The organism is Henriciella pelagia (assembly GCF_002088945.1).
Taxonomy (GTDB): domain Bacteria; phylum Pseudomonadota; class Alphaproteobacteria; order Caulobacterales; family Hyphomonadaceae; genus Henriciella; species Henriciella pelagia.
On sequence record NZ_NCSU01000011.1, the window covers coordinates 703,314 to 727,558 of the forward strand.

Below are 24,245 nucleotides of genomic sequence, written 5' to 3' on the forward strand. Positions count from 1 at the left end.
CTCTTTGGTTGCCCCACTAAGTGGAACGAGGAGGTGTCAGCTTTCCGTCGCCAGCGGTCCGATCTTTTTGCACCTGATAGACGAAACTGCTTTGGTTACAGCGACATATCGCGATTCCAGCTGTGAGAAATTTTCACAACTCGTTGCCATGGCAAGCCGTCTCTTGAGGCCGCGGGAGAAGTTCTCCGCCGTCAGTTCCGCCCCAACAGCAAGTCGCTGGATCTGTTGCAGGCATTGCATGAACTGGAAGGCCGAGGTCAGCGTCCCGGCATCCTCTTCGCTCAGCGCACCTGTTTCAGCGAGCCGGTCTATCGCGTCGCGCACAGTGGGAATAACGCTCGCTTCATTGCCGGAGAGGAGCATTTCCTGCTGCAGAATGAACTCCAGATCGACCAGCCCGCCATCCGCCAGCTTGATGTCCCAGTCCCCGCGCGGCGGACGCTCCCGCCAGAGCCGCTGGCGCATGTCCAGGATGTCGAACCGGCAGGCGGCTTCATCTGGACGGTTCACGATCGCATGCCGCGCAATCTCCAAAACCTGCTCGCCAAGCGCGACCTCGCCGGCGACGATGCGCAAGCGCGTCAGGGCCATCAGCTCCCACGTCCAGGCTTCGTCATGCTGGTAGCGGTCAAAGGCGGATACTGACACCGCCACAGGGCCTGCGCGCCCCGATGGCCGCAACCGCATGTCGACTTCGTATAGACGCCCCTCCGCCGTTTCGGCAGAGAGGGCCGTGATCAGCCGCTGGGCAAACTTGGCGAACCAGAAAGGCGCGTTTTCAGCGCCATCTTCAGAGGGTTCATAAACAATGATGAGGTCGAGGTCGGAGCCAGCCGTCAGTTCCTTGCCGCCGAGCTTTCCGAGGGCGCCCACCACCCAATGGCCGGGCTGCGGCCCATACTTGCGCGCGGTCTCGATCGCAGCGGCGTCCGCCATGAGCGAGATACAGGCGTCGGCGAGATCGCTCCATGCCAGGGCGGCCTGCGGCGCTGGAAGTCGCGAATGCAGCAGCCGGTGGCCGATAAGGAACGCCCGCTCATTCTGCCATTGGCGCACTTCGTCCATCTGCGTCTCGAAATCGGCATCCCGGCTCAGCGCTGGCGGATATTCCTGCCCGGCCTGCGAGATCAGCGCCTCCAGCAGTCCCGGCCGGCGTGCTAGCGTGTCCGAAAGGCGCGGTGCAATGGCAAGCGTTGTCACAAGGTCTTCGAGCAGTGTGGTCTCGGCCAGCAGCATGGAGAGAGTCTGCACGCCCGACCGTAACCCTTCGAAGAAACGGCTGAAGCGGTTGAAGGCCATGTCGGGCTCACCCGTCCGGCTCATTGCATTGAGGAGATCAGGTAGAAGCGCGGTGAGCAGCCCCCGGCCGCGCTCCGTACGTGTGGCCGGCGTCTTGCCGCGGTGCCAGTTACCGATCGCCGAAATGACCCGCGAGGGTTCGGAAAAGCCGAGCGAAGCGAGCGTTTCAACCGTTCCCGGATCATCATCGACACCGGTAAAGACGAGATTGCCCTTGGCTGCCCATTCGGCCTTGCGTTCTTCTTCGGCAAAGAGATCGCGATAATGCTGGCTGACAACGCGGCGTGTCTCGGCAATCCCCTTGTCAAACGCTTTGAGATCGTCCACGCCGCACAGCCGCGCGACTTTCAGGCGTGTGGCCTCGTCCTGCGGAAGGCTATGGGTCTGCTCGTCCTCAAGCATCTGGATACGATGCTCTACCCCGCGCAGCTGGATGTAAGCCTGCTCAAGATCTGTGCCCACCTGCCCGTCCACGGCACCGAGCGCGACCAGCGCATGAAGGCCGTTCAGCGTCTTGCGGCTGCGCAGGGCGTCATTTCGCCCGCCCATGATGATCTGCTGGGTCTGAACGAAGAATTCTACCTCGCGAATGCCGCCCGGCCCGAGTTTCAGGTCAGCGGCCGCATCGTCCATGTCCGAACTGCCAGCCTTGGCGTTGATCATCCTCTTGATCGCCTGGACGTCCGCAATGGCCCAATAGTCCATGTGCCGGCGCCAGACGAAAGGCTCGAGCACTTCGAGAAACTTCTCCGCTGCACCCCGGTCACCGGCGCAGATGCGCGCCTTTATCCAGACCATGCGCTCCCAGTTCTGGCCGACGCTCTCATAATAGATCGAGGCCATTTGCGTAGAGACGGCAAGCGGAGTGGAGCTGGGGTCCGGGCGCAGGCGCAGATCGGTGCGGAACACATAGCCGTCACCGGTATTCTCCTGCAGGATCTTCATCGCGTCACGCACGACGCGCGAGGCGGCTTCCGATGCAGCGAGCTTTCCCCCATCGAATACGTCCGGATCGTAAAAAGCGGCCATATCTATGTCAGAGGAATAATTGAGTTCGAACGCCCCCATCTTGCCGAGCGCAATCAGGAAGATGCCATCCCCGGACAGGCCACGCGCTTTCAGCGCGGCCTGAAGAGCCGATTCGACGGCAACATCAGCGAACTCTGTCAGATGGCCGGTAATCTCGATCAGCGCCGCACGCTGGGCGAGGTCGAGCGCCGCCACGGCAATATGATTGGCAAGCTTGGCCTGGCGGAGAGCTGTCATCACTTCATCGATGGTTTCGAGCCCGGCAGCGGCACGGGCTTGATCCAGGGACCAGGCGTGCAATGCGGCGGCACCATCGGTGTTCAGGATTTCAATGGCGCGCGGGGCCCGGCGAGCAGCCCTCGCGAGATATGGGGCAATTTCAGAACCAGTTTGAAAGGCTTCCGCCTCGCTGGTCGCGAGTGAGGTGATTTCGATCATCGACCCGTCTTAGCGGTCCCGAGGCAGGGTGAGAACCGCTTTCAGGCCACGCGCATTCGGAGGCGGTTCTGTCCACAGCAAATCGAGGTGTCCCTTGTGGAGTTCAGCCACCGCATCGGCGAGCGCGAGTCCCAGGCCAGACCCTGGCTGTGTGCGGGCACTGTCGAGGCGGAAGAAACGCTCCTTGGCGTGTTCGCGCTGATGTTCGGGAATGCCCGGACCATCATCCGCGACGGTAATGGCAATACCGTTCGGGCCACGGCGCACCGAAAACCGGATCGTACCGCCCTGCGGCGTGTATTTCACAGCGTTATCGAGCAGGTTCGAGACCGCCTGCGCGATAAGTTCCCGGTCGCCCAGAACTGCAAGGCCAGTCCCGACATCGCTGACAAAGTTCAACCCCGCGAACTCGCAGGCCGGTTCGTAAAGGTCCGCCATTTCCGACATCAGGTCATGGATATCGAACTTGATCATCCGGCCTTCCGCGCCGGCATCGAGACGCGAGAGACGGAGAATGGCGTTGAAGGTTTGCAGCACATTGTCGACCTCCACCACAGTACTCTCCAGCGTCTCACGGGCCGATTCTTCAGTCATCGGAGAAATGAGCGCGCCCTCGAGCCGGTTACGCAGGCGTGAAAGAGGAGATCGTAGGTCGTGCGCAATGGCGTCGCCGGCATGGCGCGTACTCGCCATCAGCCGTTCCAGACGCTCCAGCATGGTATTGAGGTGCTGGGCGAGCCGGTCAAACTCGTCGCCCGATCCGGCAACAGGCGCGCGCACGGAGAGATCGCCCGCGACGATGGCCTCTGTCGTGCGTGTAAGCTGTTCAGCGCGCCGGGCCGCGTATCGCGAGATGAAGACGCCGCCAATGAGGGCCAGCAGAATGCCGATGGGCGCTGCGGTCGTCACAGCCTGGGTGATCCGTCGTACAATCCGCCCGCGCTCACCGGTTTCAATCGCGACTAAAAGCACGTTGCCATTGGCCAGCCGGACGATCCGTCCTTCTGCCTCGGTGACGCTGGACGTGCCCTCGCCGCGCGGCATTTCAATGGAAAGGCTGACCATGCTGACTTCGCCGACCGTATCAGGCGGTGAGACCGGAAGGTATGGAAAGTCGCCAATGATCCGCTCACCCTCTGGGGTTTCCAGCTGGTAACGAAAAGGGGCGCCCGAAACGAGCGCCCTCTCGATCACTGACTGTTCGAGCCGTTCCATGCCGCCGGCATTGTAGGCCAGGCCCAGCGCCCGCATTTCCGCATCAAGCCGCTGGTCGGCCTCTGCACGCAGAGAGCCGACCGTCGCCTGAAAGAGATAGGCGAGCAGCAGGAATGAAAACAGTCCGAAGAGGACTGAGTAGACGAGCGCAAGTCGGAACGTTGTCGTTCGAACAAACGCAAAGGGGCCAGACTTCATGCCTGTAGGCAGTAACCCGCGCCGCGCACCGTTTGAAGTAGTGGTTCGTCGAAATCCTTGTCTATTTTCGCGCGAAGTCGTGAAACGTGCACGTCAATGACATTGGTCTGGGGGTCGAAATGATAGTCCCAGACCTTCTCAAGCAACATGGTGCGGGTCACGACCTGACCGGCATGGCGCATGAGGAATTCAAGCAGCCGGAATTCACGCGGCTGCAGGTCGATCTTCTGACCGGCTCGCCAGACCTTGCGGGCAAGCAGGTCCATTTCAAGGTCGCCGACCTTCAGCTTGGTGACCGGCGGCTCATCCTTGACCTGGCGACGACCGAGCGCTTCCACGCGCGCCGCCAGTTCAGCCGGGGCAAACGGCTTGGCCAGATAGTCATCGGCGCCAACCTTCAGGCCCTCGACGCGGTTTTCCACATCGGACAGCGCTGACAGGAACAGGGCCGGCGTCTGTCCGCCGCCGGTGCGATACTCCTCGACGAGCTTCAGCCCGTCCTTTTCAGGCAGCATCCGGTCAACGACCATCGCATCGAATTCACCGTCTCGCGCAAGCGCAAGGCCGTTGGCGCCGTCATAGGCGGTCTCAACATCGTGACCGGCCTCCGACAGGACCTTGTTGATGAATGTCGCATGCTCGCGATCGTCTTCAATTACCAGGACCCGCATCATGGGATCTCCTCTCTACTCTCAGTCTTCGGTAGACTCTTCTATCGAGACGGTAACGAACAATGTCTGTTGTCCGTTCCGCACCGCCAGAAGCAAGTTGCCACGCCCCTTTGACTTCGCATCTTCGATCGCTGCCGACAGGTCAGCGACAGATTTCAACGGAGCCCCGCCCGCAGAAAGTATGACCGATCCCGGCCGCACGATTGTCTCGCGCAGTGGGCTGTCATTTTCGATCTTGCCGACCAGGAGGCCGGCTTCATCGGCATCAAGGCCCATGGCGGACCTTGTTGCATTGTCGAGAGGCAGCAGGCTCACGCCAAGCGGCCCTTCTTCAGCTTCGGAACTGTCCGAACCCGGTGTGGTCGAGCCGGTTGCCACCAGCGCGTTCGGATTGGCCGGCCGTTCACCGACGGTCACGCTGATGCGCTGCCGCTTGCCATCACGCAAGACCATGAAATCATTGCTGGATCCGGCCATAAGGCTTCCGACCATCCGGGTTACGGAGGTCGCATCAGTTGCGTCCTTGCCGTTGACAGACAGGATGACATCGCCGCGGCGCAGGCCGGCCTTCTTGGCTGGGCTCTGCTCGTTCACATCGGCGATGATGGCACCGCGCGCCTCATCGAGGCCCTGGGCTTCGGCCATGTCCTTGGTCACGTCCTGAATGGTCACACCGAGCCAGCCGCGCGAAACCTTGCCGTCCTTGATGAGCGCGTTGGTCACGTCGATGGCAAGCTCTGCCGGAATGGCGAAACCGATACCGACCGACCCGCCGGTCGGCGAGAAGATCGCGGTGTTCACGCCGACAACACGGCCCTGCAGGTCAAAGGTCGGACCACCCGAATTTCCGCGGTTGATGGCAGCATCGATCTGGAGGAAGTCGGTATAGGGGCTGTCGCCACCAAGCTCCCGGCCATCCGCCGAGAGAATGCCTGCTGTCGCGGTGCCGCCAAGACCAAACGGGTTGCCGAGCGCCACCACCCAGTCGCCGCGGCGAAGCTCGGTGTCGCTCTCGAATTCGACATAGGGATAGGAACCTGGCTGCACGACCTTGATCACGGCAAGATCGGTCTGCGGATCCGTGCCGACCAGTTCGGCCTCAAGTTCACGGCCATCTTCCAGAACGACCTCGATCTCGGTCGCGCCATCAATGACGTGATTGTTGGTGACGATGTAGCCTTCGTCCGAGATGAAGAAACCGGAACCGAGCGAACGAGCCTCACGGGTGCGGGGCGTGTCCTGCTCGCCCTGCCCGCCTTCCTGCTCGCGTTCACGCATATAATCGTCAAAGCCCGGCAGGCCGCGGAAACGTTCGAAGAACTCCTCCATGTCGTTCATCCCGCTAACTTCGCGTTCTGAAACGACGTTTACGCTGACCACGGCGGGGCTGACCTCCTCGATCAAGTCGGCAAAGCTCATGGGCGCGCCCATCGGGGGTTCAATGGTGATCGGCTGTTTGGCGTCGGCCTGCTGGAAAGTCTGAGGCGCGTACACAATCGCCCCGGTCACGCCTGCTCCTGCCAGAGCTGCAATCAGGGCCTGTTTTGAAAAACCAAACGCTTTCATCTCGATCTACTCTCCTCCAATAACTGTGTTGGCAGATAGATAGTGTGGTCGAAGCTAGGATACTGCCAGCAAATTCATGCATTAAACATCATTTAGACATGAGTGAGGCAGACCACCGAATTTATTGAACTTTCTGACGCTACTGGCCTTCAAGCGCCGTTTTCACGATCACGCCATGCTCAAGTGTGCGGTGCACCGGGCACCGGTCCGCAATCTCGACAAGCCGCTCAACCTGCTCTGCATCGAGCTCGCCTTCAATTTCCAGCACACGCGAAAATTCATCGATCCGGTCGGATTTATCGCAAGTTTCACAATCGTCTGCGTGCACCTTGCGATGCCCCAACCGGACCGTCACGCGGTCCAGCGGCCACTTCTTCCGGTCGGCATACATGCGCAGCGTCATTGATGTGCATCCGCCCAAGGCAGCAGCCAGCAGGTCATACGGTGTCGGACCAGTGTTCGAACCCCCAACACTTTGGGGCTCGTCAATCAGGTACCGGCGCCCATCGACAAAAACCTCATTCTGGAACCGGCTCGCCTCGCCGGTCTCGCGAACAATCACTTCGTGCATCCGGGCTACGCCTTCGACGGGGGCAGGCTGGGATGAGTCCGACATGTAATGGCCAGCCCATGCGGCAATCATTGATGCTGCGAAAGCGCTATCTTCCGGGCGACGGAGAAAATGGTCGGCACCGTCCAGGCTGATAAAGTTCTTGGGATGGCGCGCCGACGTAAACAATGCCGACGCGTTCTCAATGCCGACGACTTCATCGCGGGGGCCATGCAGGACGAGCAGCGGAAGATCGAGGTCACGAACCGCTGCCGCTACCCGCGCGTCGCGAACATCGTCGACAAATTCCTTCGTGATCCTGAAAGGGCGCCCGGCAAGATGAATCTCCGCAGTCCCCTCCGATTCGATCGTTTCAAGATCATCGGAGAACTGATGAATTACATGGCCGGCGTCAGACGGCGCATTGATCGTGGCAACCGCTTTGAGGCCCTCAATTTCACGGGCAGCGACAATGACGGCGGCTCCGCCAAGAGAGTGTCCTGCCAGAAGTGACGGCGATCTGCCGGTCTCCTGCATCCATTTTGCGGCCGCGACAAGATCGGCGACATTGCCGGAGAAATCGGTTGTCTCGAAATCGCCATCGGACTCGCCAAGTCCAGTGAAGTCGAACCGCAGCACACCAATGCCCCTTTCCGCGAGCCCCTTCGAAACGCGCAGAGCGGCCCTGGACTGTTTGGAACAGGTAAAACAGTGCGCAAACAGCGCCCATCCCAGTGGGGGACCAACGGGAATGTCGAGGCGCCCAGCAAGCTGATACCCATGAGCGCCGGCAAATTTCACAGTGGAGGACTTCACCATCGTACGACCTCGGTTGCGTGCCGTTCCCAGATAGGTCTTGTGTCCCTGGATTTCCACGCCGCGCCATTGCGCCGGGCGTGCTTACACGTCCTCAGGCGGAACCGGTTTGATGGCGTTGGCGTCAGAGGCCTTGCGGCTTCGAACGGCGAGAATGAGAGCCGCGCCACCGACCAGGAGAATGAATGGCAATCCCCAGAGCAGCAGACCGTCAAATCCCTTCGACGATGGCCGAAACAGGACGAACTCGCCATAGCGTTCAGAGAACCAGTCGCGGACTTCATCGTCGCTTGCACCGTCCGCAATCATCGTGCGCACGCGCTCGCGCATGTCGGCGGCGATGTCAGAACCGGAATTGGATATGGGCTCATTCTCGCAGGCCACACAGCGGATTTCGCGCATCAGATCCTGCGCCCGCGCTTCCTGGTCCGGGTCGGCCAGTTGGCCTTCTGCCGCAAAGAGGAAGAGCAAGGACGCGAGGATGAGCTTCATGACACTTTCCCGGACCCGCGCCTGTCAAACATTGCGAGCGCGCCGCCAAGTCCGATCAGGATAACGCCGACATAAATGAAGTCGATCAGCGGATTGACGAAGACTTCAAATGTCCAGCGCGTCGGCCCGCCGGCTGCGCGTCGGCCATCGCCAAGCGCCACATAGAGATCGGCGGTGCCGGTCTTGTGGATCGCCGTTTCGGTGGTCGGCATGCGGGCAGCAGGATAATAGCGCTTCTGCGGATTGAGTTCGGCCTTCGTGCCGGGTTTCGTGGCGATGAGATGGGCGCGGTCGGCATACCAGTTCGGGCCCTCGATGCTTCGCACGTCTTCCAGCGTGACGGTCCATCCAGCGATATTGGCGCTCTCGCCCGCTTCCAGCGCCAGCGTGGTCTGCGTGCGTCCCGAGGTCTGCAGCACAGCCCCGATGACGAAGAGGCCGAGACCGGCATGCGCAAGCGTCATGCCCCAGACGCGGAGCGGCATCTTTGGCAGGCGCCCCAAGGACTTTGCGCGCCGCCACATCTCCTGCCCGGCGCCGACGATCAGCCAGACGCCGAGCGCAAGACCGATCCCCGCCATGAGCGGAATATCGAACGGGCCGATCCCGGCCAGCCAGAACAGCGCAACAAGTCCGGCGAAACCGCCCGCCCATTTCCAGAGCGAGGAAAGGTCCGCCTTGCCCCAGGCCCAGGCCTGAACGACTGGCAGGGCCAGCAAGGCGAGCGCCATGATCGGCGTAAAAGTGAGATTGAAGTAGGGCTCACCGACCGAGATCGTCTGACCGGCCGCTTCGGCGATGAGCGGAAAGAGCGTGCCGAGCAGGACGGTTGCGGTGGCGACAGTGAGGATGAGATTATTGCCCATCAACGCTCCTTCCCGGCTCGTCGCCAGCCAGTCGGGACCGCCTTTCAGCTTCGGCGCTCGCAAAGCAAACAGCAGCAGTGCACTCCCTCCAAGCACAAGCAGGCCGCCGAGCAGAAACGACCCACGCAGCGGATCGACGGCGAAGGCGTGAACCGAGGTCAGGACACCGGAACGCACCAGGAAAGCCCCCAGCAGCGAGAAACAGAATGCCAGCACGGCCAGCAGCGACGTCCAGGCCGCGAAACTCCCGCGCTTTTCGGTGACAATAATGGAGTGCATCAGCGCCGCGCCGATCAGCCAAGGCATCAGGCTCGCATTCTCGACCGGGTCCCAGAACCACCAGCCGCCCCAGCCAAGTTCGTAATAGGCCCAGTAACTGCCGAGCGCGATGCCGAGGCTAAGCGGCACAAAGGCCGCGAGCGCCCATGGCCGGGCCGTTTTCGCCCATTGACGGTCAACGCGCTTCTCGATCAGGCCTGCAGCTGCCAGCGCGAAGACGAAGGAATAGCCGACATAGCCGAGATAGAGCATGGGCGGATGGATCGCGAGCGCCGGGTCCTGCAGGAGCGGGTTCAGCCCCTGCCCCTGAAGCGGCGCCGGATCAAGCCGCGTGAAGGGTGACGAGGCCAGCAGCAGGTACAGCAGAGAGCTGAGGCTCAATATGCCTTGTACGCCGAGCGCACGGGCTTCGAATACCGGGCGGTCTGATTTCAGTAGCCACGCGCCCGCCGCACCAAAACCGAGCCCGACAACGCACCAGAGCGCCATTGACCCTTCATGGTTTCCCCATGTGCCAGCGAGCTTGTAGACGAAAGGCTTCAACGTGTGGGAATTGGCTGCCACCAGCTGGACCGAGAAATCTGACCGCGCGAAGGCCCAGAGCAATGTGAAAAAGGCGAACACCATGGCGGCGAATGCCAGCTGGGCGAAGAGGCCCGACTGGCCCCGGTTGCCGCGCAGCCCGGTGAAGGCCTGCACCGCGCTGAAGACCAGGGCGAGAATTGCCGCAAAATGACCGGCTTCAATCATGAAGATGCCTGGCCTGCCTTCTTGAGTTCGCGGGGTTCGTAATTCTCATCATGCTTGGCAAGTATGGATTCGGCGGTGAAGTTACCCGCTTCGTCGAACCGGCCGGTCGCAACAACACCTTCGCCTTCGCGGAACAGGTCCGGTGCGATTCCGGTATAGCTGACCGCGACGGTTTCGCCGCTATTGTCCTCGATCAGGAAAGCCATGTCGGCCGCTTCGCCATACTCAAGAGAGCCGGTCTGGACCCAGCCGCCGACGCGCACGCGCTTTCCGGCGTCGGGATGGCCTTTCTCGGCAATCAGACCCGGCGTGTAGAACAGGTCCGCATGCTGGCGCAGCGCGACCGATGCCAGCGCAACCGCTCCAATCAGCAGAGCGGCAACGACGCCCACGCCCCAAAGTCTTTTCGTTCTGGCTCTCATCGCTAGCCTCTATATCCGGTCCGCTGGCAAATGACACTGCGACCGAAACATCCCTGCGGTCGGTGCGTTGAGCGGGCTCAGCAACACGCATGAGGCCAGCTATGCCAGACAATGCAACTCTCTGGAACATCGAGCGCTCACTATGGCTGGGCGGAGTCGACGCCTATCGCGAGTGGATGTCAGACGGCTGCATCATGGTTTTCCCGCGGCCCGTCGGCATCATGGACCGAGGTGCCATCCTCGAAGCTGTCGCAGGCGCGCCGCGCTGGGATGATGTCGAGTTTGACGAGACAAGGGAAATGGCCACCGATAATGAGACCGTCACGCTCGCTTATACCGGTCGCGGACAGCGCGGGACAGACATGTATGAAGCGCTCTGCAGCTCCACCTATCGCAGGCTGAACGGAAACTGGCGCATCATCCAGCACCAGCAGACGCCGGTCGGAGGCTAGTTGCCCGCCTCCGCATTCGCTTCGTCGATCTGGGTCTTGAAAGCCTCCAGCATGCCAAGAAGCGGATCGCCGGGCTCCATGCCCTTTCGGATCTCGGCCCAGTGTGCTTCGGCCGCTTCGACATCGCCCGCCGCATAGGCCGGCAAGGCTGACAGGAGACCAGCGCGCGTCTCGCGCGGGTCAAGGCGCCAGGCGCGATCATACAGACGGGCCGACGCTGGCGTTACCACACCGCCATCGCGCAGCATGATCTGGTCGGCAAGCGCCACAAGGGACGGCACATGACTGTCGTCCCGGCGCAGCGCAGACTGGAAAGCGCGGATCGCGTCGTCCGTGCGGCCCTCGGCACGCATGATGACTCCAATGAAATGGTGCGGCTCCGGCGCGTCCGGGTCCTGCCGCGCCGCCATTTGCAGGCGGGCCAGCATTTCAGGAGGGGTGAGCGCGGCAGGATTGCGCGATGCGATCTCTGCTTCCCGGTCCGCATAGGGCTGCTCAGCAAGCAGCGGCCGTCCCAGGACGAGGTACAGCCCGGCTGCAACAATGACAGCTCCGACAAGGAGGTAGAGCGTCTGGCGTGTCACGAGCGGCGCAGTCCGATTGTTGCCCGAAGGCCTCCCATCGGACTCTCCGACAGGGTGAACTGCCCGCCATTCATCTCGGCAATGTCGGTGACGATGGACAGGCCTAGCCCGGTGCCCGGTGCTTTCTCGTCCAGGCGAACGCCGCGTTTGACCACGGCAGCCATTTCCGCATCCGTAAGGCCGTCGCCATTATCGTCGACATGGATCATCATCAGCGCGTTTTCGCCCGCTTCCATGGAGACTTCAACGCGTGATTTCGTCCACTTGCAGGCATTTTCCATGATGTTGCCCAGCATCTCCTCAAGGTCCTGCTGCTCGATGCGCAGGAAAATGCCATCCGGCACGGTTGACGACACTTCAATCCGGCTCGCCTCGAACAATCGGTTGAGCAGCCGGACAAGACCGTCGACAACCGGTTTGACTTCGGTGCGAACACCCAGGGCTTCGGCGCGAGCGGCTGCTTGGGCGCGTCTTAGATAATGATCGACATTGGAGCGCATCGACTCCGTCTGCCGCCTGACGACGTCGTCCAGCGGCGTGTTCCCGGTCGCCTCATTGCGCAGGACGGCCAGCGGCGTCTTCAGCGCATGAGCAAGGTTGCCGACATGGGTCTGGGCGCGCTCGACGACTGACCGGTTATTGTCGAGCAGCTTGTTCAGCTCATCGGTGAGCGGGATCACCTCGACGGGATAGTCACCGTCCAGCTTCGCGCGATGACCGCTACGGATCTGCGAGATGTGAAGTTGCACGCGGCGGAACGGCAGCAGTGCCAATCGAAGGCCGACCCAGAGCGCAATCAGCGTGCCACCCGCCAGAAAAGTCATACTGATCAGCAGCAGCAGACGCAGCTGGTTTGCACCTTCGTCCGTCGCCTCCCGGTCGGCGGCAGCAAATAGCAGGATCGGCGTATCGCGATTGGGTATGGTAATCGATCTTGCAGCAATCCTCAGGCGCTCATCGGCGGGCCCGATCGCATTTCCGTATTTGGTTGTGCCTGGGTCGGTGAGAGCTTCCGTCGCAAGCTCGGCATCGAGCGGTAGTGGACCATCCCACAAGCTCTGGGACCGGATATCGGAGCGGAACGTCCCGTCCGCATCCACCGCGATCATGGCCCAGTAACGGCCCGACAGGGGAAGATCGTATCGAACGTCGCTCGGAAGCTTGTCCTCCTGATCCACCACGCGGCCATCCGGCAGGATTTCCAGTGCGCGCGGAAGCGTGATCAACGTCGAATCGAGTTCCTGCTCCAGCAGGCGGATGGTCTGCGCACGGTAGGACACCGTCATGGCAATAATCCCGCCGACGACGGCGATTATGCTCCATATGATCGCACCGATGAGCAGCCGCCGGGACAGCGAAAGTTTCGGTCTCTGGGATGTCCTTTTGTCGTCGCTCATCCGGTCAGTCGGGGGCCGGGGCCCGCCTTAACCGGCAAGCCCGGCCGTCTCACCCTCCGGCACGACAAGCCGGTAGCCGAGACCGCGCTCGGTCTGGATGCGGTCTGTGCCGATCTTCTTGCGAAGCCGTCCGATGAAGACTTCGATTGTGTTGGAGTCGCGGTCGAAATCCTGATCGTAAATATGCTCGACAAGTTCGGTCCGCGGCACGACCCGGCCCTGATGGTGCATCAGATAGGACAGGACACGATATTCATGCGCGGTGAGCTTGATCGGACGTCCGTTGACGGTCGCCCGCGCCGCCCGCGTGTCGACACGCAGGCTGCCCGCTTCGAGAGCGGCCGCAGAATGTCCGGTTGCCCGGCGCAGGAGGGCGCGCAGGCGGGCCAGCAATTCTTCGGTATAGAATGGCTTGGTCAGGTAATCGTCGGCGCCGGCATCAAAGCCCGCCACCTTTTCACTCCAGCGATCGCGGGCGGTCAGGATCATGACGGGAAAGTCCTTTCCGTCTTCGCGCCAGCGCTCGAGAATCGTCACACCGTCCATCTTGGGCAGGCCGAGATCGAGCACGACGGCGTCATAGGGCTCAGTGTCACCCAGGAAGTGGCCGTCTTCGCCATCCGCCGCAAGATCGACGGCATACCCCGACTGCGTCAGCGCGTCGGCCAGTTGCCGGCGCAGGTCCGCATCGTCTTCAACAACAAGAATTCTCATGAGACTCACCTAGTTAGGAGACTAGCCTAGCTAACCTTGATCACGCGTCCAGTCTTGGCGTCTATCGTAAATTGCACGAGTTCGCCACGCCGCGTCACCCAGTCAATTATATAGACCTTGCGGCCGCCCTGATCAAAGAGGCCTACAAAATGGCGCATGTTTCCGCCATACTGATTCTGGATGGGACGAAGAATCTGGCTGAGCGGCTTGATCTCGCCGCGCTCTCGGGCATCGCGTGCATCATCGGCCGTGAACGAATTGCCCCATCCGCCCTGCGCAGTGGCCGCAGGAAGCGTAGCGAGAGGCATGGCGCTAAGCGCAAGAGCAATCACGATCCGTTTCATGCAGCCCCTTATGCCGGACAAGCCCTGAACAGTCCCTGAATGAAACGCGCTGGATTTAGTCACGTGCTGCGCCCGCTTCAGCGCTTTGACGCCCATTCCTTCAGGCCCGCATCCTTCGGATCCTTCAGCGAAATTTCCAGCCGCACGTAAAGATGCCCCGGCTTGTCCTTGAACTGGACGCCCTTGCCGCGCAAACGAAGCACGGTTCCTGTGTTTGACCCTTCCGGCACTTTCAGCGTCACCGGACCGCCCGGAGTCGAGACATCCACACTGCCACCAAGCACGGCGGTTTCCAGCGGCACAGGCACAGTCATGCGCAGGTCCGAGCCGTCTCGCGCCCACACCTTGCTTGGACGGACATAGACTTCCAGCAAGGCATCGCCGGGAGGCCCGCCACTGGTCGATTGCTGTCCCTGGCTTTTCAGGCGCAGGACCTGTCCGGTCTCGATGCCCGGCGGGATGGAAACGTTGAGCGCCTTGCCATCTCCCATGGTCATCTGGCGCTTGGCCCCCTGGACGGCATCCTCGAAGGAAATATCGACACGGTAACGAAGGTCGGCCCCCTTGCGCGGGCCGGGTCGGCGGCGCTGTCCGCCAAACATGCCAGCGAGAATGTCTTCGAACGGATCGCCCTGGAAGCTGCCGCCGCCATGCGCATGGCCGCCAAATCCGCCGCCGAAGCCGCCCGCCCCAGCACCGGCATATCCTGTCGGATTACCGTCCGCATCGATCAGGCCCTGATCATATTTGCTGCGCTTTTCAGAGTCGCTCAGGATTTCGAAGGCTGCTGATGCTTCCTTGAATGCATTTGCCTTGGCCTCGTCATCCGGGTGCAAATCGGGATGAAGCTCTTTGGCCTTCTTGCGATAGGCCTTTCGGATTTCATCGGCGCTCGCCGTCTTTGAAATACCGAGGATGGAATAAAGGTCGCGGCTCAACTCTGTCAGGTCACTTTCTGCAATGATGGTGGTCAGGCCACTAATTAGGAACCTCCTAGCGCGATTGAAACCCATGCGCCACGCCGTCCGTCATCACCGATCTGCGAAACGCGCACAAGATCATGTTCGCCGGTCAGAAAATAGCCCGCCTCAGAGACCTCCGTTTCCAGCGTGACAAGTCCGGCCAGCTCGGCTTCGACGGCATATCGTCGGCTTTTCAACGGATCCGGCAGATCGAGATTGTCAGGAATGTCTGCACCGCGCGGGATCCAGCTGACATCCCACCCCTCCCCAGAAGCGGTTGCACGCAGGTGCGCAACTGGCCATGACAGGCCGGCGCGGTCTTCATGCGTGAACATCTGGACCTCGCCATCCGACGCCTGCCAGCTCATTTCAAGCCCGACTTCACCAGCTGACAGGGTCGATGCAGCCAAAGCGCTATCCACGATGATGCAGGTCGCCCCTGCTGCCGCCCCACTCGCAACCGAACCATTCAGACCGCGCAGCAGATCGGACAACCGCCACTCTGTCTCTGATAGCATCTCGGCCGATGCGAAACCCACAAGTTCCCATCCAGCACTGCTTTCAATCAGGAGGAGATTCGCACCGGCCAGAGCTGACAATGCTTCGACGCTCGACAGATCGGCCTCATGCATGTCCAGATGAATGATCGCGGACCGGTCCCAGAGCCCGAGCGGTCCAGCCGGAAGATCCCCGAACAGCCTGCCGATCCGCGCGGGCAACGACAGGGTTGCCCGCTCGACAAGGGATGAGCCACCAAGTCCAGCCATCACCTGCACACGTCCACGCCAGGGATCTGCTGCAGTGGCCACGATAGGACCGCGATGCTCGATTCCTGGCAGGGCTGGGCCATCGATCAGAACCAGTTCCGGCGCGGGGAAGACCGCAGCAGCCTCCCCCGATGCTGGAACCAAAAGCTGACGATATGGCAAGATTTCAACCGGCCGCGACAGGCTGAGGCGCCGCATCAGCCCGTCTTCCACCACGTCGCTGACCAGCCATTGCCCGTCAAGACCACCTCCAGACACCAGATCCCCGGGCTCCAGCGCGATGTATTCTGGCGGCAGGCTTATCGCGGCACTGTCGGCATCCAGCGCACCATCCAGCAATTGCCCGGCAATCAGCTCGGCCTCGGTGTCGGAGAGGAGGAGCGGCACGGCAGCATCGAGCGAATAGGATGCATCGCCTTCGTCAGATCGCGCATCGACGGTCGCGGGCTCGAACGCGCCGTCAGCGCGCACAAAGCTGAGCGATAAACGGCCCGGTTGCTTGTCGAGCAGGTTGCGTGTGACCGACACGCCCGGTTCGCCAAGCCGTTCGGGGTCCACACCCAGCGGACTAGCGTCGCCCTCAGCCCTGAAGACCAGCCCATCTTCCCGCTCGAGAGCGGCAATGCCATAGACAGACCGCAGCGGTTCGAGCGCTCGCCGCAAAGGCATCGCCCCCTCAAGCGTGTACCCGTTCAGCACCCCGGAAAGCCCCGATGCATCCGCAATCACACCAGCGCGGTTGCAGGCATTCTGAACCGTTTCGGCCAGCGAAATCAGACCCACACGGCCATTGAGCCAGTGACCATAAGCCCAGTTCGGCCCGTCCGACCACACATCGGTGCGGGCCGGAAAGTCCGGCCAGGGACGCCCGTCCCAGGCCCAGACAAATGCCGCGTCGACGAAGGATTGATCCTGCCAATAGCCAAGGGCTGCTTCGAGGGCACGCTGCTGGAACACATCGTCTCGAGCGCCAGAGGAATATGGCGGCAGCGCGCTTTCCGAACTTTTCGGGTCGAAGAAGAGGTTCGGCGAATTGCCGCCCTTGTCGACTGCCGGAAAGCCGATCTCCATCAGCCGGATTGGCTTCAACCCTCCTGTCCAGGTTGTGGGTGTCGCGCTTCGCACGCCATCCGGCCGCTCATAATGGGCCTCGCTCCACCAGTTCGAGATGTCCTTCTGGCGAAACACCCAATGCTCACCATGCGCACTATCGATGATTGGTGTCCGGGTCTGGGCGTCCCGATCAGCCTCACTCGCATAATACCAGTCATAGGCCTCGCCCCCCGCCATCTGGCCCTGAAGATAGTCGGTGTCATCGGGGCCAGCATATCCGGCCAGTGCGTCAAGATGGGTTTCGCCGTCGCGCCAGTCTCCGGCCGGCGGATACCAGTCGATACCGACGAAATCCATGCCCGGACACGCCCATAAGGGGTCGAGCGGGAACAGAACGTCTCCGGAGCCGTCATCCGGAACATATGCGCCATATTCAGTCCAGTCCGCTGCGTAGGAAACCGCCGTATCCGGCCCGACAATGTCTTTTACATCGCTCGCCAGCTGGGTCAGGCCTTCGACGAATGGAAACGCGCCCGTCTCGTCCCTGACTCGCGTCAGGGCGACCATTTCGCTCCCGATGAGGATTGCATCAACGCCGCCAGCTTCGGCAGCCAGCCGCGCATGGTGCAAGATGAAATGGCGAAAGCCGAAATCATTGTCGGTGCCGAGAAAGGCTTCAATTTCGGATCGCGCCGCGCTCGTACCGTCCGCGCTCACTGTAATGCGCCCTCGCCATGGAAAAGCGCCCTGCTCATCCCCTCCATAAGGGTCCGGCAGTCCATTGCCGGGTGGCACATCCATGAACAGAAAGGGCGACAGCGTTACCGCGTGGCCTTCGGACTTCAGCGCCTCAATGCCCTCGACAACACACCTGTCGGCCGGTGTGCCGCCATAGTTTGCACTGCCCGCACTCTGGCTGACGAGATAGGCGGTGCTGCGGGTCTCGCCGGCAACCTCCCACGCATACGGCACGGTTGACCTGCCGCGTGTTTCCACACCGGGTCTCACCTTGCATGTGCCTGCCCGCAGATCATCACCGAACCAGCCGACCGCCAGCGCGATATGCTCCACCTCTGGCAGGTCGAGGCCGAGCTGTTCGAGCGACAGGGCAAAGTCGGCACTGCCCTGCGCATTGTTCATGTTGAGGGGCGATTCGATGCCGGGAAAGCGGCGCTCACGGACGATCCCGGTGCCATAGACGAATTCACCAGACGCTGGAATGATATTTACGCCCCGCACTTGAGCGCTAATCCCGGACGCAGCCGTCCCGGCGCGAATGACTTCGAAGCTGAGCTGTGGAAGGCGATTGCCGAACGCGTCGAGCGGCAAGTCTTCAAACACGATGTAGGCCGTGCCGCGGAAAGCTGGAACCTGTCCCGCCCCTTCAATGGCCTCGATCAGCGGATCAGGCAGCTGATTAGCGTCACCCTTGTAGAAGCGATAGTTGAGGCCCGCGAGCGCCAGCGGTTCGCCATTGGCCCAGACACGGTCAATGCGGGTGATCGGCCCTTCTGCAATGGCGACAGCGAGGCTCACCGAATAGGTATAGTCTGCGACTTTCGGTCCGCCTTTTCCGACGCTCCGCTCGCGGCGCTTTTCCCTGAAACGGGACGCCCAGATGAGCTGTCCACCGACCCGCATGCGTCCATAGACGCAGGGCATTGGCGCCCCTTCCCGGCTTTCCATGACATGCAGCGCTTTGACACGCGGCCCTTCAATGGCGGGCATCAGGGCAGCATCAATGGCACGACCAGCCAGACCGCCGAGCGTTCGCCCGATCAGCGCCCCGGAAAGCTGTGCACCGGCCAGACCGACGCCGTTTGGGAGCAGCGCGCTACCTGCCGAGCTGCCGACTTGCGAGAGAATGATTTCCCCCATTCTTCAGTCCTCCAGTCCCGGAAATGAAAAGGCGGCAACCACGCGGCGCGTCCACCACGGCACCAGCCGCGTCTCACAGACGCTGCGGCCCCAGTAAGCGTGGATGATGCGCGCCTCGCCGGAGACGATGGCGCAATGTTTGGCTGGACACCCAAGCCCCATGCGGAAAAGCATCACGTCACCAGCCGCGGCATTGCCGGGCGCGATCTCGACCAGGTGGCGTCGGGCGGCTTCAAGCAGCTCATCCCGTCCCGAAAGCTCCGCCCAGTCAGGCGTATACGGCGGCATGCCTTCCGGCTCCTCTCCGCAAAGCTCCCGCCACACACCGCGCAGCAGGCCGAGGCAGTCTGTCCCGACGCCCTTGCGGCTCGCCTGATGCTGGTATGGCGTGCCGAGCCAGCTGCGCGCCTCGGTCACGATATCCGCGCGCTTCATCGCTTGCCGCCATCATTGCCGATCGCAGCAGGCCCAGCGAGCACAGCGTCCGGCCCTGGCATGTGCGGAAACCCTTGAAAGTTCGCCGCATTATTGAACGTCTCGCAGCAGGTCGAAAACCGCTTGTCACACGTCGCACCCTCGACGCCCGTCAGCCCGCATCGGGCATCGCCGAGCTTCGCATCACACCGCCGCGAATAGGTTCGCCCCACCGGTCGCTCAAGATCGGATTTGAGAGAGATGAGTTCGGCCTCAAAACCGCTTTCGGTCTGTACCACCTCGCTGAGATACCCTGTCCAGACCAAGGCGTAATGCTGCGGCGCCTCCCAGTCTGTCCGATACACATGCACGCGGGCACCATTCCAGAGCCCTGCCGCAAGATCCGCATCAGTGATGGCATCCGCCGACAATGCGCCCGCCGCCGCTGCCCGCCCAGGACGCAGCCCGCCAGCCGTCTCGAAGCGCCCCGCTTCAAGCGCCGCGCCCGGCTGGTGAATGATGCCATCACGCAGGACGGCGCGGTCATGGTCGGTCACACCCAGCGTGAAACCATCCTCACGTATCAGCGTCCAGCACAGGCATGTCGTCAGTGACCCACTCGCAAGGCGCTCTCTGAACGTATTGTCTATCAGTCGCATGGCCCCCCTCAGACAATTTCGACCAAGGGAACACTGACGGCGCGGCCCGCTCCGATGGTCTCCACCGTGATGTCGAGAAAATCAGTGTCGAAACGAACGGCGCAGTCGAATTCAAATCCTGCTGTCACCTCAACGCCCGACTCGGGCGGTTCCTCGAAAGTCACGAGACCGGTCGTGGTGTCGACGCTCCAGCCATCCGGTTGAGCAACGCCATCCAGCGCCACGATAACAGTGCCCTCAACCGGCTTGGTTATGGTGCGGCTTACCGCGCCATAGGACTTTATGAGTTGAAACGAGACCTGCTCGCCGTCTCCCGTGCCGAGGACCTGATCGGTCGGCTCAATCCCTGCCCCATACCCGGATGATGCGTGATCGAGCATGTCGTGAAAGCGGAACCCATGCAGCCGGCCGCGCCTCGCAGAGAAAAAGTCAGCGAGCAATGACAGGTCCGACACCGAACTGACAGCGCTTGCCACATCCCATCGCCGGCGGGCAGCCTGCCAACGGGCATTGCGCACTTCGCCGCCACTCGACAGGGCGACAATCTCGGTTGACCAGCCCGGGCCACCCGAAGCGCCGCGCCCAAGTGCGAGCGGGAAGCGTACTTCGTGAAAGGTCTCAAGGCTCACAGGTAACGCCCTCCCAATGCCGCCGCTTTCGCCAGCGCCTTGCTGAGTTCGCCATGTGAACCGACCGCTTTGGATGAAGCATGTCGGGGCATGTGGATGTTGACGGTGGACGCCTGCGTCGCCTGTCCCACACCCGCCCTCGCCAGGGCGGCCTCAGCCGCAATCCGTGCGAGGTCGGCGAGCACCGACTGCGCCATGCGGGAAAAGTCGAGCTCGCCAGAACGGGCGGCACGTGCCAACGTCTGCTCGATGGACCGCCCCGCATCCGCAAAGGCGTCTTCCAGAAGTTTCGCAGCTGTGGTTCCGGGCCCGTCGGACAGCGCAGACAGCGCATCGCCTGCCCGCGTCAAATTCGATTCAAACTCGTCCATGATCCCCCTCCTTCCGGTCGGGATAGGTATTTTGAAGCCTGTCAAAGTCGGGGCGCGGGAGACCGATCTGCCGGTCGCTGGTCAGCCAGTGCCATTCGCGGATCGACAGCGCCCAGAACGTATGGGGGCTAAGACCGATCATGGCCGCCCCGCGCATCATTTCAGCCCAGGGCAGCATGAAATGCCTCCGCCACCGCGCTCGCGGCGACGCCGGCCGGGACATTTCGACACAATGCGTCCAGGCCTTCACCGGACTGGCCGCCACCTCGCAGAAGCGCGGCGAGCACGCCGGCAATCTCCCGAGCTGTGAGTGCCTTCATTCTTAGCTGCAGCTCAGTGATCGAGCGGCACCCGAGCGATGTCTCTATCTCAGCGAGCGCGCCCAGCGTCAGGCACAGCACGTATCGCTTGCCGCCGAACTGCATCTCGATCTCTCCCCGGGCGCCGTTCACGAGGCGGCTCCGAAAGAAAGTTCTCCGGCGCTTTGCAGGTCGACCGCAAACATCGCCTCGCCATCATGAGTGCCTGAATAGCTGAGCTGCGCGATCTGGAACGCACCGGTAAATTGACCAAGACCCGGCACGATGAGCTCCCAGCGTTCGATAGCGCCGGCAAAGAAAATCGCCTGCATGCGCGCATCGCTCGCGCTGTCCTTGAAGAGGCCCCGCCCGCGCACCCGCATCGACTTCACGCCTGCGCCGGCGAGCAGTTCTCGCCAGCCTTGCGGACTGTCAGCGCTGGTGGCATCAACGGCACGCTGGTTGAGCTCGAACTCACTGGTGCGAATTCCGGCCAGTGTTTCAAAGGTCTCTGGTTCCTGTCCGTCAGACAGCTTGATCAGGACGTCACGCCCTCTCTGCCCCGCCATTACGCAGCCTCCTCTGTTATGACACTGATACGGAGCAAGCCGCGAAACTCGCGCATGTCGGGCGTGCGCATGGCATCGCCATAAAGCGGCTGGATCAGCACGACGCGCTGGCCCGTGAGCGAGAGCGTCATCTGCTCACAGCCTGCCCGCAAGGCGCCGATGATGTTCTTGATTGCCGCGCGCCCACCATCTCGCGAGCGGATGGCAAGGGTCAGCGTGTGCGACTGACCCGCAGCCAGTGACGTACCCCTGTCTTCCCATTCGTGGCCTTCCAGCACGACGTATGGGAAAGCTGGCGCGTCTGTTTCATCATCAAAGATGCGGGCCGGGTTCCCGAGCAGTGATTGCACATCATTGTCGGAGCGGAGCGCCTCAAGAAACGCCCCCTGCAAGGCCGCCTCGGAAGACCAGATCATGCCGTCGGCGCTCATAGCAGCACCTCCCGGCGCGCCGCGATGACCGCCTGAGCGGCCTCCGGAATCGATGCGTCAGACCTTCGCCGATACATCTCCAGCAGGATGGCCTTCAGCGCCTGGACGAGATCCTCCGGCACATCGACGGCATCTCCAAACCCCGCCTCGAAGTCGACCTCGACGATCGCGCCAAAAGGCAATGGCGGACACCAGCTCGTCTGCCTTACAAGGAGCTTTCCGCGCATGACCTCGAAGTGGGAGGTCACGTCAGCAGGCACATCATCTGTATCGATAAGAGTGACACTGACGAGTGAGGCCACGGGCGTCGGGCGCAACCGCAGACCGTTAGCCTGGAAACCGGCCTGCCAGCATTGCAACGTCCTTCGCAGCGTCCGTGTGACGAGCGCGAGTCCCGCCGCCTCCTCCAGTCTCGACCGCGCACTGGCAATCAGGTCGCTGACCAGCTGGTCCTCGCCATCATGGCCGATGCGCAGCCAGGTTTTCGCCTCAGCGAGAGACAAAGCCTCCTCGCCCGGCGGTGAAATCACCGTCAGTGTCATGATTATCTTTCGGATTTTAAATGAGTTTGCGGTTGCGCCCGGCGTTTAGACCAGCGTCTGAAGCTTCTCGATGACTGCCCCGCCAATCGGCAGCGCGATCGAACGAAGCAGTTCGTCATCAATCTGGGTTTCAGTCGAGTTGATGAGCGTCGCCACCGCTTCGGCTATCTTCGTGGTGAACTCGTCCTGCTGAGGCTTGGTCAGGAGAGCGGCCTGACGGACCAGGGTCGTGAAAATGGATTCAAACATGGATATTTCCTTTGATGAAAGTCTGGGAGGACGTCCGGGCGCGGATTCCTCGCCGCGCCCGAATGATCAGCATCAGAAGACCATTGCCTTGATGGCATCGAAGTTCTGGACGCCGCCGCCGACGCGCTTCGTCGTGTAGAAGAGCACGTAGGGCTTGGCGGAATATGGATCGCGCAGCACGCGCGCACCCTGACGGTCAGCGATGAGATAGCCGCGGCGGAAGTCGCCAAACGCAATCGCTGCATTGCCCGTCCCGATATCCGGCATGTCTTCCAGCTCGGTTACCGGATAGCCGAAGATCGTCTGCGCCTCGCCATTCATGCCGGGCCGCCAGAGATAGCGCCCATCGCCATCCTTCAGCTTACGAACCGCTGCCACGGTGCGCCGGTTCATCACGAAGCGTCCATTCACGCGGAACTGACTCTTCGGCGTCTGGATAAGGTCGATGAGCTGGTCGCCCGCATCATCGAGCGCAAAATCGCCCGCGACCGAGCCTATCTGGCCCCAGGCATGCGAGGCTTCAGCGACAATCGTATAGTCGAGGAAGCCGCGCGGCTTGCCTGAGCCATCTCCCGTGACGAAGGCTGCGCTTTCCTGGATGGAGAACGCTGCCTCGACTTCGTCGGCGAGCCACTCATCAACATCGGCATAGGAATCATTGAGCAGAGTCTGTGTCGCCGCCGGCATGGCGTAGAGTTCACCAGCGGGAAATTCGAGCAGGCTGAGGCCGGCTGTCGTCGTCTCGGGCCGCGCATCGGTCTCGCCCGCCCAGGCCGCCCCTATGCCAAGGCTGACAGGCTTGCGATAGACGCCAGCAGACGTCTGCCGCACGCTCGCAATCTGGCGCATGGGCGAGGCCTGCATCAGGCGGGCTTCGATCATCCGGTCGAGTTCGGGCGGCGCCGTGTATCCGCCCTGCTCGTCGATCCCGGCCGACAGCGACTTCACATCAAGCCGGGCAAGCCCGCTCTCATCACCAGAGCGCAGATATCGCGACCAGGCCTGCGAGCGCTCCTCATGGCTATCGTCCGGCAGGGCGCCGTCAGTCGGACGCGCTGCCTTGAGGCTCAGCTGGTCAAGTCTGCGGTCAAGCTTCTTCAGCTTGTCGTCGAGCAGCGCGTCGGACGTGCCTTTAGCCTCTATCTCTGACAGGCGCGCATCATTCGCCTGCTTGTAGGCCTCGAAGGCGGCCATCATGTCGGCGGCGACGGACTTCATGTCTGTTCCCGCCATCTTGGTTTCCTTGGTCACTTGTTTCTCCTGCTCAATCGCGTCTCTTCGCTTCGCTCAGGCGACTTGCGCCTTCGCCTTGCTCGTGTGGCACCCTCATGGTGAGCGAA

At 61.9% G+C, this 24,245-nt stretch carries 26 protein-coding genes; 1 reads left to right on the forward strand and 25 read right to left on the reverse strand.

Annotated features, from left to right (window positions below; genetic code table 11):
* Positions 1–36: 36 nt before the first annotated feature.
* The 8 genes from B8746_RS12835 to B8746_RS12870 all read right to left on the reverse strand — a co-directional run bounded on the left by B8746_RS12835 (position 37) and on the right by B8746_RS12870 (position 10,591).
* Entirely contained in the window at positions 37–2,766 is a 2,730-nt protein-coding gene (locus B8746_RS12835) for a bifunctional [glutamine synthetase] adenylyltransferase/[glutamine synthetase]-adenylyl-L-tyrosine phosphorylase (protein WP_084394046.1), read from the reverse strand.
* Between the two features lie 9 nt (positions 2,767–2,775).
* Positions 2,776–4,179, reverse strand: a complete 1,404-nt coding sequence (locus B8746_RS12840; protein WP_084394047.1) for a sensor histidine kinase — start codon at positions 4,177–4,179, stop codon at positions 2,776–2,778.
* Positions 4,176–4,850, reverse strand: coding sequence for a response regulator transcription factor (locus B8746_RS12845; protein ID WP_084394248.1), 675 nt, complete (start codon positions 4,848–4,850; stop codon positions 4,176–4,178). The genes B8746_RS12840 and B8746_RS12845 overlap by 4 nt, the downstream gene beginning before the upstream one ends.
* Before the next feature lie 21 nt (positions 4,851–4,871).
* Positions 4,872–6,416 carry a Do family serine endopeptidase gene (locus B8746_RS12850; RefSeq protein ID WP_084394048.1) on the reverse strand — a complete coding sequence of 515 codons (1,545 nt, stop codon included), beginning with the start codon at positions 6,414–6,416 and terminating at the stop codon, positions 4,872–4,874.
* A 139-nt stretch (positions 6,417–6,555) separates the two neighbouring features.
* Entirely contained in the window at positions 6,556–7,785 is a 1,230-nt protein-coding gene (locus tag B8746_RS12855; protein WP_084394049.1) for a bifunctional alpha/beta hydrolase/OsmC family protein, read from the reverse strand.
* Positions 7,786–7,866: 81 nt separating this feature from the next.
* Positions 7,867–8,274 (reverse strand): cytochrome c-type biogenesis protein, encoded by a 408-nt coding sequence (locus tag B8746_RS12860; protein WP_084394050.1) that lies wholly within the window; start codon positions 8,272–8,274, stop codon positions 7,867–7,869.
* Positions 8,271–10,169 carry a heme lyase CcmF/NrfE family subunit gene (locus B8746_RS12865; RefSeq protein WP_084394051.1) on the reverse strand — a complete coding sequence of 633 codons (1,899 nt, stop codon included), beginning with the start codon at positions 10,167–10,169 and terminating at the stop codon, positions 8,271–8,273. The genes B8746_RS12860 and B8746_RS12865 overlap by 4 nt, the downstream gene beginning before the upstream one ends.
* On the reverse strand, positions 10,166–10,591 hold the full coding sequence (locus B8746_RS12870) for a cytochrome c maturation protein CcmE (RefSeq protein WP_084394052.1): 426 nt from the start codon (positions 10,589–10,591) through the stop codon (positions 10,166–10,168). The genes B8746_RS12865 and B8746_RS12870 overlap by 4 nt, the downstream gene beginning before the upstream one ends.
* Positions 10,592–10,692: 101 nt before the next feature.
* Between B8746_RS12870 and B8746_RS12875 the strand changes: the two genes are divergently transcribed.
* Entirely contained in the window at positions 10,693–11,043 is a 351-nt protein-coding gene (locus B8746_RS12875) for a nuclear transport factor 2 family protein (RefSeq protein ID WP_158084631.1), read from the forward strand.
* Here the strand turns inward: B8746_RS12875 and B8746_RS12880 are convergent.
* From B8746_RS12880 to B8746_RS12960, 17 genes are all read right to left on the reverse strand, one after another.
* The gene (locus tag B8746_RS12880) at positions 11,040–11,627 is read right to left on the reverse strand and encodes a tetratricopeptide repeat protein (protein ID WP_084394054.1); all 588 of its coding nucleotides are present in this window, start codon (positions 11,625–11,627) and stop codon (positions 11,040–11,042) included. The genes B8746_RS12875 and B8746_RS12880 overlap by 4 nt on opposite strands.
* Complete coding sequence (locus B8746_RS12885; protein WP_084394055.1) at positions 11,624–13,024, reverse strand: sensor histidine kinase; 1,401 nt, start codon at positions 13,022–13,024, stop codon at positions 11,624–11,626. The genes B8746_RS12880 and B8746_RS12885 overlap by 4 nt, the downstream gene beginning before the upstream one ends.
* A gap of 27 nt (positions 13,025–13,051) precedes the next feature.
* Positions 13,052–13,738, reverse strand: a complete 687-nt coding sequence (locus B8746_RS12890; protein WP_084394056.1) for a response regulator transcription factor — start codon at positions 13,736–13,738, stop codon at positions 13,052–13,054.
* A gap of 26 nt (positions 13,739–13,764) precedes the next feature.
* Positions 13,765–14,082 carry a PepSY domain-containing protein gene (locus tag B8746_RS12895; RefSeq protein ID WP_084394057.1) on the reverse strand — a complete coding sequence of 106 codons (318 nt, stop codon included), beginning with the start codon at positions 14,080–14,082 and terminating at the stop codon, positions 13,765–13,767.
* A 77-nt stretch (positions 14,083–14,159) separates the two neighbouring features.
* Positions 14,160–15,095: a DnaJ C-terminal domain-containing protein gene (locus tag B8746_RS12900; RefSeq protein ID WP_095380875.1), complete on the reverse strand. Its 936-nt coding sequence runs from the start codon at positions 15,093–15,095 to the stop codon at positions 14,160–14,162.
* Positions 15,065–18,742 carry a baseplate multidomain protein megatron gene (locus B8746_RS12905; RefSeq protein WP_084394059.1) on the reverse strand — a complete coding sequence of 1,226 codons (3,678 nt, stop codon included), beginning with the start codon at positions 18,740–18,742 and terminating at the stop codon, positions 15,065–15,067. The genes B8746_RS12900 and B8746_RS12905 overlap by 31 nt, the downstream gene beginning before the upstream one ends.
* 3 nt (positions 18,743–18,745) lie before the next feature.
* Positions 18,746–19,177: an NlpC/P60 family protein gene (locus B8746_RS12910; RefSeq protein ID WP_084394060.1), complete on the reverse strand. Its 432-nt coding sequence runs from the start codon at positions 19,175–19,177 to the stop codon at positions 18,746–18,748.
* Complete coding sequence (locus tag B8746_RS12915; protein WP_084394061.1) at positions 19,174–19,815, reverse strand: DUF2163 domain-containing protein; 642 nt, start codon at positions 19,813–19,815, stop codon at positions 19,174–19,176. The genes B8746_RS12910 and B8746_RS12915 overlap by 4 nt, the downstream gene beginning before the upstream one ends.
* Before the next feature lie 8 nt (positions 19,816–19,823).
* On the reverse strand, positions 19,824–20,444 hold the full coding sequence (locus B8746_RS12920; protein ID WP_084394062.1) for a DUF2460 domain-containing protein: 621 nt from the start codon (positions 20,442–20,444) through the stop codon (positions 19,824–19,826).
* Positions 20,441–20,815: a phage tail tape measure C-terminal domain-containing protein gene (locus tag B8746_RS12925; RefSeq protein ID WP_084394063.1), complete on the reverse strand. Its 375-nt coding sequence runs from the start codon at positions 20,813–20,815 to the stop codon at positions 20,441–20,443. Before B8746_RS12925 ends, B8746_RS12920 begins: the two co-directional genes overlap by 4 nt.
* Entirely contained in the window at positions 20,802–20,993 is a 192-nt protein-coding gene (locus tag B8746_RS12930; protein ID WP_158084632.1) for a phage tail assembly chaperone, read from the reverse strand. Before B8746_RS12930 ends, B8746_RS12925 begins: the two co-directional genes overlap by 14 nt.
* Positions 20,977–21,267: a GTA-gp10 family protein gene (locus tag B8746_RS12935; protein WP_084394065.1), complete on the reverse strand. Its 291-nt coding sequence runs from the start codon at positions 21,265–21,267 to the stop codon at positions 20,977–20,979. The genes B8746_RS12930 and B8746_RS12935 overlap by 17 nt, the downstream gene beginning before the upstream one ends.
* On the reverse strand, positions 21,264–21,683 hold the full coding sequence (locus B8746_RS12940; protein ID WP_084394066.1) for a phage major tail protein, TP901-1 family: 420 nt from the start codon (positions 21,681–21,683) through the stop codon (positions 21,264–21,266). Before B8746_RS12940 ends, B8746_RS12935 begins: the two co-directional genes overlap by 4 nt.
* Positions 21,683–22,114 carry a DUF3168 domain-containing protein gene (locus B8746_RS12945; protein WP_084394067.1) on the reverse strand — a complete coding sequence of 144 codons (432 nt, stop codon included), beginning with the start codon at positions 22,112–22,114 and terminating at the stop codon, positions 21,683–21,685. Before B8746_RS12945 ends, B8746_RS12940 begins: the two co-directional genes overlap by 1 nt.
* A complete protein-coding gene (locus B8746_RS12950; protein ID WP_084394068.1) occupies positions 22,111–22,656 on the reverse strand; it encodes a head-tail connector protein in 546 nt (181 codons plus the stop codon). The genes B8746_RS12945 and B8746_RS12950 overlap by 4 nt, the downstream gene beginning before the upstream one ends.
* A gap of 45 nt (positions 22,657–22,701) precedes the next feature.
* A complete protein-coding gene (locus B8746_RS12955) occupies positions 22,702–22,905 on the reverse strand; it encodes a hypothetical protein (RefSeq protein ID WP_084394069.1) in 204 nt (67 codons plus the stop codon).
* Positions 22,906–22,977: 72 nt separating this feature from the next.
* On the reverse strand, positions 22,978–24,156 hold the full coding sequence (locus B8746_RS12960; protein WP_084394070.1) for a phage major capsid protein: 1,179 nt from the start codon (positions 24,154–24,156) through the stop codon (positions 22,978–22,980).
* Positions 24,157–24,245: the final 89 nt, after the last annotated feature.